The following is a 9029-nucleotide window of genomic DNA, read 5'->3' on the forward strand; positions in this document are numbered from 1 at the left end:
AGGCGCGGGCCCACTGCGCGGCCCATGGCGGTCGAGCCGGTGGCAGACAGCACGGGTACGCGGACGTCATCCACCAGCACCTCGCCAATATCGCGCTGACCAATGATCAACTCCAACAGGCCTGCGGGCGCGTCACTGCCAAAGCGGGCCAGTGCACGCTGGGCAATGGCATGCGTGGCCAGGGCGGTGAGCGGGGTCTTTTCAGACGGCTTCCACACCACCGGGTCGCCGCAGACCACGGCCAGCGCGGCATTCCACGACCACACGGCCACGGGGAAGTTGAACGCGGAGATGACGCCGCACACACCCAGCGGGTGCCAGGTTTCCATCATGCGGTGACCGGGGCGCTCGGTGGCAATCGTCAGGCCGTAGAGCTGGCGCGACAGGCCCACGGCAAAGTCGCATATGTCGATCATCTCCTGCACCTCGCCCAGGCCTTCGGACGGAATCTTGCCCGCTTCCAAGGTCACCAGGCGGCCCAGGTCGGCCTTGGCGGTGCGCAGCTCTTCGCCCAGCAGGCGGATCAGCTCGCCCCGGCGCGGCGCGGGCACGGTGCGCCAGGTGGCGAAGGCTGCGTGTGCGCGGCCAATGGCGGCGCTGGCCTGCGCGGGCGTGTGCTGGGGCACATGGGCCACCACTTCGCCGGTGAGGGGCGAGCGCACAGCCAAATCGCCCCCCTGATAAGCAGACGCGGGTACGCCCAGGCGCTGCAGCAGGGCATGGACTTCAGAAACGACGCTGGAAGCAACAGAGGTGTCAGACATGGCAATCAAACGGTGAGATGTTCAATGAAAAAGCTGGGGCAGGCGGGCCAACAGCCCAGGCGCCCCGGCACAAGCATTTCTGCAGCAAAGATGGTGCCACTATCCACCCTGCACCCCGAAGTGCATAGCAAAAAATTGGAACAACTTCATACCCAATCAGAATGAAGTCAAGCAAAATCTGGTGCAAATTCAGGAGTAGCCTGCGCTCCAATACAAAGCGCTATCACCCCAAAACAGTGAACACGCCATGCCGCCAGCTCATTCCATCTCAGCATTAACCCCAGTGCCGCACCGCCATGTTCCGCAAGACCTTTTTGCCGCCGATTGCCGACTTGCTGGCCTTTGAGGCGGCTGCCCGGCACACCAGCATCTCGCGGGCGGCTGAAGAGTTGCACCTGACGCAAAGCGCGGTGTCGCGCCAGATTCGCCAGCTGGAGGAGCAACTGGGCACCGCCCTCTTTCACCGCGTGCGCCAGCGCGTGGTGCTGACCGATGCAGGCCGCATCTACGCAGCCGATGTGCAGGCCGTGCTGCAGCAACTGTCGGCCAGCACGCAAAAGACCATGGCGTTTGCCAGCACCGACGGCCTGCTCAACCTGGCCGTGCTGCCCACGCTGGGCACCCGCTGGCTCATTCCGCGCCTGGGGGGCTTCATGGCGCGGCACCCTGAGGCCATGGTCAATTTCTCCGCGCGCACTGAGCCTTTTGACTTTGCCGGCACGCCGTTTGACGCGGCCATCCACTTCGGCGCGCCGCACTGGGCCGGGGCGGTGTGCGAATACCTGATGCACGAGGAAACCGTGCCCGTGTGCAGCCCCATCTACCGCGACCGCCATAACATCCGCACACCGCAAGATCTGACCCGCGTGGCGCTACTGCAGCAAAGCACCCGCCCCACGCAGTGGGCTGAATGGTTTGAACTGGCGGGCGCCCCCACGGCGCTGGCCTTGCGTGGCCCCCAGTCGGAGCACTTCGCCATGATTGCGCAAGCTGCGGTGTCGCACCTGGGCGCGGCGCTGCTGCCGCGTTTTCTGATCGAGCAGGAACTGGCCGCAGGCAGCCTGGTAGAGCTGTCAGACCTGGTGCTCACCAGCACCGATGCGTATTACTTGGTGTACCCCGAGGCGCGCGCGCAGTCGCCTCTGGTCAAGGCCTTCCGGGACTGGCTGGTGGCGGAGTGCGCGGGGCAGCGGTAGCGGGCGGCGTGACCCAAACCATCCAGCGCCGCTGGGTGGGGGGTGGTAAAGCGCCCGCCGGGAGCCCGCTGCAAAATCCTCAAGCGATGCGAAGCGAGCGCAGTGCCTCGAAGGCTGCTGCCATTTGCGCAGGATTCATCCCTTGCGCGCGGCGCCGCTGCATGAGCTGGTCAAAGCGCGCATCCAGATCAGGAACCCCTGCACCATACGCCAGAGCGAGATTGGCCAGATAGGCCATGACGTAGATCGGGCTGCGGGGCTCACCCAACTCGTACGCCAGAAAATCGTCCAGCATTTTGCACTGGTCCAGCACGGGCACCAACTCTGTCAGGAGCCAATCGCCCAGCGCAGACATGAAAACGTCCAGTCCCTCGACACCGGAGGCGAGGTAGCTGCGCGATGTGGGGTTCTTGGGGGAAAAGTTGCGCAGAAAGGCATTGATCTGCGGGGTATCCTCCACATTGAAGAGGATCCGCGTTTGAGGTGCACACACTTTGGCCACCGCTTCGGGCAACTGAGGCGTGATGCGGGAAATCACCGTTGCCACATAGTGGCTGGCCGCATCGCCCATCCAGTCGACATGAATGCGCTGGTCCCCGAGCGGGGTAGGCCGCACAAGGTGCGTTTCCACCAGGTTGCCGCGTGGCGCGGGCGTTTCCAGCGCGAACCCATGGCGCTGCAGGCGCGGCAAAACCAGCGCCCGAAAGCGCCCTTGAACATCGAGCAAACCCGACGGCGCGGGAGGCGCAACCGGCGCATGGACAAGCGGCTCCCGACCCGCCACCGACATCCGCCAAGGCCCGGGCACAAAACACTCTCCCGCCTGCTCGTCGTACACGCTCAGCCCCAGGCTCACCGCCTGATCGATCAGGCGCGGATAAAAGCTATCCGGCAAGGTCTGAGCCAGTGCCAGCGACCACACGGCCTCATCCACCACACCATCCGGCGCATCCAGAGTCCAGTCGACGGCAAGCTCTGGCATCCACACATGCATACGCCGCGCCAGCTCTGCAAAACGCGGGTGGGGTGACGCGGGCTGGTTCACCAGCCGCGCCAGAACCGAGCAGGCCTCCGTCCAGGTGGCCGGGGTGGGCTGGTCCCATATGTGGATGACATAGCTCATTGAATACACCTCTCCTCGTCAGATTTTTTGTCGGTAAACCACAGCCGCGTCGCGCCCCACAGGTGCCTTCCGCAACAAAACCGGCAGGAAGTCTGTGACATATGTCACCGGGCATGGCGCCCAGTGGATAGCGAGGTCGCCACTCACCGCTGCTTCGAATTCTGAATTCGCCGCCTGAACGGCAATTGGATCGTTGAATCGAAGAAGAGGGATGCCACCATGAAACGCTGGATCAAATGGACTGCGAGCGGCGCCATGCTGCTGGGTGCGATTGTGATCGGCTCGGCAGCCAGCGGCCTGTACCTGGCCGAGCAAAAGCGCAACCGCACCATCGACATCAAGCCCCGCCCCGTGGCCTACACCACCGATGCGCAGACCATCGAGCGCGGGCGCTATCTGTATGCATCGCGCAGCTGCTCCTACTGCCACGGCGCACAGGGCACGGGCCGCGAGTTCGTCAACGATGGCAAGGGCACGCGCATCGTGGGGCCCAACATCAGGCCCGCGGGCGTGGTGGCACGCTACCCGCCCGAGGACTGGAACAGCGTGATCCGCCATGGCGTCAAGCCCAACGGCCGCCCGCTGCTGGCGATGCCCAGCGAGGACTACAACCGCTTCACCAACGAAGACCTGAACGCCCTGGTGTCCTATGTGCGCCAGTTCCCGCCGAAGGAAGGCGAGCAGGCGGTGATCGATCTGCCGCACCCTGCCTGGGTGCTGTATGGGCTGGGGGCGATTCCTGACGCAGCTTCGCGCATCGACCACCAGTTGGCGCCCTCGCGCCCCACCGCTGCTGGCGTGACGCTGGCCAACGGCCAATACGTGGCCAACATGGCACCGGCTGCCCCGGTGCCGATCTGTCGGGCGGCAAGATTCCGGGCGCGCCGCCCGATTGGCCTGCGGCCGCAGACATCCGTCCTGGCACACACAGCGCGGGCACCGCCCTGGCCCGCTATCCCAACGCTGCCAGTTTTGTGTCCATGCTGCGCACCGGCAAGCGACCGGACGGCACGCCCATCCAGGTCATGCCCTTCGAGTCGCTGGGTCAGTTGAGCGATGTGGACGCGCAGGCGCTGTACCTGTACCTAAACGCGCCCCCGGCAGCGTGAAGCAGGAGGTGGGCAGCACCGCAGCTGGCGGCCAGAAGAGCAGTGCCAACACCGTGCCCTCCGGGCCCGGCGGGCTCAAGCAGCCTGGCTGACCTCGGCGCCTCCCTGGCAGCCCTGCCGTCGGGTGGCCGTGGAGACTCATACAAAGAAAGGGCGAAGCACTCCGCCCGTTCAAAGTGACTGCCCTGCTGACCCGCCCCCGTTGGACCACCCGCTGGTGTGGCGGATCAGCTGCCGGGGTGCTGATGGGCTGGGTGGGCCGAAACGGGGGCCAGGCTGTACGACCCCATGGGTCCACCCGGGGTGTTGCCGGGGCCTGCAGGCGCGGCAGGGGGTGCACGCCGCACGCGGGGCACCACACTGAGCTGCACGGTATCCAGCACCGGGCCGGGCACCACATTCAGCGCCTTGCGCGGCAGGTCCACCAGTTGCTCGGCATGCCACACGCGCACTTGCGCGGCGCCATCGGGCACGCTGGCAAAACGGGCGATACCGTCGATGTCGGTCTTGAGCGTCCAGGCCGAATCGGTCACAAACACATGGCCGCGCATGGAGCCGTGCAGGTGGCAGCCCAGCAGCAGCACGCCAGGCTGGCGCACGGTGGTCTCGGCTGCCTGGGCGGCCTGCCCGTCTTGCTTGCCCGCCAACCGCATCTCAAAGCCTTCATTGCCCCCTGCCCCGCCCGTGGCTGCGGGGCCCACCGGCGTGCCGCGCACATGGTGGTCCCAGCGGTCCTGGTTGGTAAAACGCAGCGTGGTGCCCGGCGCCACCACCGTGAGCGCGGGCACAAAGCGCATGCGTTCTTGTTCGATGGTGGGGCTGGCTTGCAGCAGGCTGGGCGCTGTGGCCGCGTTGGCTGCGCTGGGGTACAGCACCACCACAGCCTCGGGCACGGGCTTTCCGTCACGGCCTAGCACCTGAATTTGAACATTTCCGGCGCTAGCGCTTATGGAATAAGCGCAACCAGCTATCAATAATGTAGCAACAATGGATTGCATGGTCAGCGCACGGTGATGATGTCGCGGTGCATGGGGGCCAACAGCGCCAGCAGGCAGTTTTGCTGCGCAAACGCAACGCCCTGGGCCGCCATCGCCGCCTGCAACACTTCCACCAGCGCGTTGAAATGGGCTTTGGTGATGTCCATGTCAGCGTGGGCAGACTTCATGTCACCGCCTTCGTACTGGCAAGGGCCACCGCTGAGTTGGCAAATCTGGTCAGTCAGGCTTTCCTTGAGGGCCTGGAGCTTCGCGTCCTTGAAGTGGCTGCCGATGCGCGGGTCTTTCACAGCGCGGTTCACAAAATCATCGACCAGGCGCGTGATGCCAGGCTTTTCGCCCAGCGCCTGGTACAGGCCTGCGGGCGCGGTGGATGAAGGGGTCGAGGCTGTTTGCGCGGCGGCGGGCAGGGCCCATGCGCAGAGTTGGGTAGTCATGGTGGAGCTCCAGAAGGTGAAAACCGGCTCGGTCAGAACGCGACCTGGGCCGAAAGGTAGTAACCGGTTTGGCGCCGGTCCCGGGTCACGCCCGGCACGATGCGGCCCAGGTCCACCCACGCCAGCGTGAGCGAGACATTTTTGCTGGGCGCCCAGGCAACGAAAACATCCTTCCAGTCGTCCTCGCGCAGGGCAGCCCCCAGGCCGGCTGCCGCACCCAAGGCCTGCAGGTTGTTGGGCTTGAAGCGGTACTCGGCCCCCACGGCAAGGTTGTGCCGCAGCAGGTAGGCGATCGAAAACTCGGGCTGCAGGCTGCGGCGGTTCTTGCCAGGCGCGGCCGAGCCAAAGCCCAGCAACCCGTTTTGGTTGGCATTGGTGTAGCGCAGGGTGGTGTTGAGCAGCAGGCTCTTGTCCAGCAGCAGCTTGGTAGCGCTCAGGTACAGATCGGTGCCGCTCGTCTTGGTACCCAGAAAATCCAGCACCGACTGCAGTGATCCGGGGCGCATCTGTTTGTGCTCCAGCCCCAGCGCCACCTGTGGCACCCAGGTGTCGGCATCCAGAATGGCATCGCCCAGCAGTTTCACTTTCAGGCCCAGCACGTCCATCTTGATGTGCTGGCCGGGCGCCACGCCAAAAGGCGCGATGCCGTTGAGGGCGAAGGCCGGGGCTGCATCAAAATCCTGCCGCGCCAGTGACAGCTCCACCCTGTCCTGCCAACCGATGGCTGCTCCGTAGCTGGAAAGTGCGTAGTCCTGCGTGCCTGCGCGGGTGCCATAGGCGCTGAATCCCCATTCACCCTCGGTGGCCTGGGTTCCAATCACCGCCCAGGGGGTGATGCCGCCCCCGGCGCTGCCGGTGATGGAACTGACGCCCCCGGTCAACACCAGCTTGCCAGTGTCGGCCTGGGCCGCGCCAAAGGCCAAGAGGGCCGCCAAGGCGGCGGCCTGTGCAATTGGTCGTAGGGGCAAGGTCATCGGGGTGTCTCCTCCAAAGGTTGTGTGCTTGTCAGAACCACGATGTGCTGACCCTTACCTGGTACGCGCCGCCCAGCCTGCCGGATTCACGCCGCCCCACTTTTTTGTTCACAGCATGCGCTGGATGAGCGCGCCCTTGAACAGCACCGGCCCGGTGGGGCCCCCTTCGCTGGGCACGCCGCCCTTGGGCTCCAGGCTGATGGCCAGGGTGGGAACCTGCTTCACCTCTTGTTCCGCCGCCGTGAGGGTGAGCAGCTTGTCCTGCCCCAGCACGCCCAGCGAGCGCGGCCCGCCTGCGGGCGGCAAAGCCCACAGTTGCAGGGATTTGTCATCGCCCTCCTGGAAACCGCCCACCCGCTGCAGCACGAGCTTCTGGTTCTTGGGGTCAAAGGTGACGAGCATCGAGGCCGCGGCCTGGTCATCGGCCAGCACGGCCACATACTGGATCTGGGGTGTGGCTTGCAACTGCTGCTGCAGCGCCGCTATTTGGGCGCTGGTGGCAGCCTGTAGCCCTCCGTGCGCCTGCCACCCCACCAGCACGGCGGCCACGGTGGCCAGCGCACCCGCTGCCGCCGCGGCGCGCCACCAGCGCAGGCTGCGCCACCAGCCTGACGCGCTCGCAGTCTGGGCACGCGCCAGCTCCATGCGGTGCTGGGCTTGGTCCGCTTGCACCAGGTTCTGAATGCGCAGCCACACGGCCGGGTCAGGCGTGGTGCCGGGCTGCAATTCAGCCAGACCCGACCAATGCGTTTGCCACACCAGTGCAGCGGCCCGCACGGCGGCATGTTCGCGGGCCAGTGTTTCAAAACGCCGGCGGGCACCCCCGCGCAGTGTGCCCAGGGCATAGCTGGCAGCCAGGCGCTGCAGCAGTTCAGGGTGTTGGGTGATGTTCATGGCGTGTGGGCCCTCATGCGTACCGGGCCATGCATTGGCGCAACTGCTCCAGCCCGCGCCGTATCCAGGTCTTGACGGTGCCCAGGGGCAGCTGGAGCTGCTCGGCCAGCTCGCCATGGCTCTGGTCGCGCAGATAGGCCAGGCTCACCACCTCACGCTGCTTGGCTTCCAGCCGCGTCAGGCACTGGTGCAGGGCAAAAGCCTGCTGGCTGGCGTCATTCACGTCCATGGGGTTGGGGCTGTCGCCTTCCAGGGTGTCGGCCAGCAACTCGTCAAGCTCGTCCGTCACGCCTGCGCGGTCGGCCGTGCGTTTGCGCAGGGCGTCCAGGGCCCGGCTGCGCACGATGAGCCCCATCCAGGCCAGGGGCGGGCTCAGCGAGGCGCGGTAACTGCCTGCACCGCGCCAGATGGAGACAAACGCCTCCTGCAGCACATCTTCGGCCGCGTCCCGCTCCCGCACGATGCGCAGCGCCAGGCCATACAGCTTGGACGAGGTGCGGTCGTACAAGGCTTTGAGGGCCTTGTCGTTCTGCATGGCCACGCGGTCGAGGAGTTCCATGAGTTCGCGGTCTGGGTCGAGGGTGCTCATGCACCGATTGTGTGGGATGCCTGCGGGTTGCGCACAAGGGTGGAAATACCCTGGGGCTTTCAACGCCGCGCAACGTTTGTCAACACAAATACGCAGCCGCGGGCGCGGCAGATTCAACCCATGCACACCGATGGTTTGTGGTCATTTCAAAAAAATCTGAAAACTTTTTGAATCCAGCGTGGCGATGGCTCCGTACAGAGGAGTGAAGGATGCCCCTACCGCCTTTGCTGCGGCGCAAAGCACCCTCTGCATTTCAACCCGCAACCAAGGAAGCACCATGCCTACGATCCGCACCTCTTTGACCACCCTGGCCCTGTTGGGCGCTGCCGCTGCCCTCACGGCCTGCGGCTCGATGAGCTCGCCAGCCGCTCCAGCCTTCAACCAAAGCAGCCTGCCCGCCACTGTGCAGGTGCCTGCCGGCCAGCGCATCGCCATGGAAACCGTGGGCGCGGGCGACATCACCTACGAATGCCGCGCCAAAAAAGACATGCCCAGCGCCTTTGAATGGGTGTTTGTGGGCCCCGATGCGAAGCTGATGGACCGCTCGGGCAAGGTGGTGGGCCGCTACTACGGCCCACCAGCCACCTGGGAGAGCAACGACGGCTCCAAGGTAACAGCCACGCAGCTGGCAGTAGCGCCCGCCAGCGCGGGCAACATTCCGCTGCAGCTGGTCAAGGCCAACCCTGCCATGGGCATGGGCGCGATGCAGGGCGTGACGTACATCCAGCGCGTAGCCACCCAGGGTGGTGTGGCCCCTGCAGCAGCCTGCACTGCGGCCAACGCAGGGCAAAAGCAGGTGGTGAAGTACCAGGCCGACTACATCATCTGGAAGGCTGCTTCCTAAAGGCGGGCTAGCGCACGCCTTGCCCAAACACAAAGCCCCGCATTTGCGTAATGCCAGTCAGTTAAGCCCGCAGGCGGCTTGATCCAGTAAAAAGAGGACGTGTT

General features: G+C 65.3%; 10 protein-coding genes. 3 read left to right on the forward strand and 7 right to left on the reverse strand.

What is annotated here, in order from left to right; all coding sequences use genetic code 11:
* Nucleotides 1-764, reverse strand: a 764-nt coding sequence (locus AADJ04_RS16620) for an aldehyde dehydrogenase family protein (protein WP_341240294.1), incomplete at its 3' end; no start/stop codon positions are given.
* 296 nt (nucleotides 765-1060) lie between these two features.
* On the opposite strand from AADJ04_RS16620, the gene AADJ04_RS16625 reads away from it, so the two are divergent.
* Entirely contained in the window at nucleotides 1061-1960 is a 900-nt protein-coding gene (locus AADJ04_RS16625; RefSeq protein WP_273623536.1) for a LysR family transcriptional regulator, read from the forward strand.
* Nucleotides 1961-2039: 79 nt separating this feature from the next.
* Here the strand turns inward: AADJ04_RS16625 and AADJ04_RS16630 are convergent, their stop codons facing one another.
* A complete protein-coding gene (locus AADJ04_RS16630; protein WP_341240295.1) occupies nucleotides 2040-3005 on the reverse strand; it encodes a hypothetical protein in 966 nt (321 codons plus the stop codon).
* Between the two features lie 297 nt (nucleotides 3006-3302).
* Between AADJ04_RS16630 and AADJ04_RS16635 the strand changes: the two genes are divergently transcribed.
* Nucleotides 3303-4136, forward strand: coding sequence for a cytochrome c (locus AADJ04_RS16635; RefSeq protein WP_337930758.1), 834 nt, complete (start codon nucleotides 3303-3305; stop codon nucleotides 4134-4136).
* A gap of 283 nt (nucleotides 4137-4419) precedes the next feature.
* Here AADJ04_RS16635 and AADJ04_RS16640 read toward each other — a convergent pair whose 3' ends face one another.
* From AADJ04_RS16640 to AADJ04_RS16660, 5 genes are all read right to left on the reverse strand, one after another.
* Nucleotides 4420-5085: a plastocyanin gene (locus AADJ04_RS16640; RefSeq protein WP_273623538.1), complete on the reverse strand. Its 666-nt coding sequence runs from the start codon at nucleotides 5083-5085 to the stop codon at nucleotides 4420-4422.
* Nucleotides 5086-5192: 107 nt separating this feature from the next.
* Nucleotides 5193-5624 carry a group 1 truncated hemoglobin gene (locus AADJ04_RS16645; RefSeq protein WP_341240296.1) on the reverse strand — a complete coding sequence of 144 codons (432 nt, stop codon included), beginning with the start codon at nucleotides 5622-5624 and terminating at the stop codon, nucleotides 5193-5195.
* A gap of 32 nt (nucleotides 5625-5656) precedes the next feature.
* Nucleotides 5657-6598: a DUF3034 family protein gene (locus AADJ04_RS16650; RefSeq protein ID WP_341240297.1), complete on the reverse strand. Its 942-nt coding sequence runs from the start codon at nucleotides 6596-6598 to the stop codon at nucleotides 5657-5659.
* A gap of 108 nt (nucleotides 6599-6706) precedes the next feature.
* Entirely contained in the window at nucleotides 6707-7492 is a 786-nt protein-coding gene (locus AADJ04_RS16655) for an anti-sigma factor (RefSeq protein ID WP_341240298.1), read from the reverse strand.
* A 13-nt stretch (nucleotides 7493-7505) separates the two neighbouring features.
* Nucleotides 7506-8081, reverse strand: coding sequence for a sigma-70 family RNA polymerase sigma factor (locus AADJ04_RS16660; protein ID WP_142083547.1), 576 nt, complete (start codon nucleotides 8079-8081; stop codon nucleotides 7506-7508).
* 277 nt (nucleotides 8082-8358) lie between these two features.
* On the opposite strand from AADJ04_RS16660, the gene AADJ04_RS16665 reads away from it, so the two are divergent.
* Nucleotides 8359-8925: a DUF3455 domain-containing protein gene (locus tag AADJ04_RS16665; protein WP_066784832.1), complete on the forward strand. Its 567-nt coding sequence runs from the start codon at nucleotides 8359-8361 to the stop codon at nucleotides 8923-8925.
* Nucleotides 8926-9029: the final 104 nt, after the last annotated feature.

Source organism: uncultured Acidovorax sp. (assembly GCF_964021665.1).
Lineage (GTDB): Bacteria > Pseudomonadota > Gammaproteobacteria > Burkholderiales > Burkholderiaceae_C > Acidovorax > Acidovorax temperans.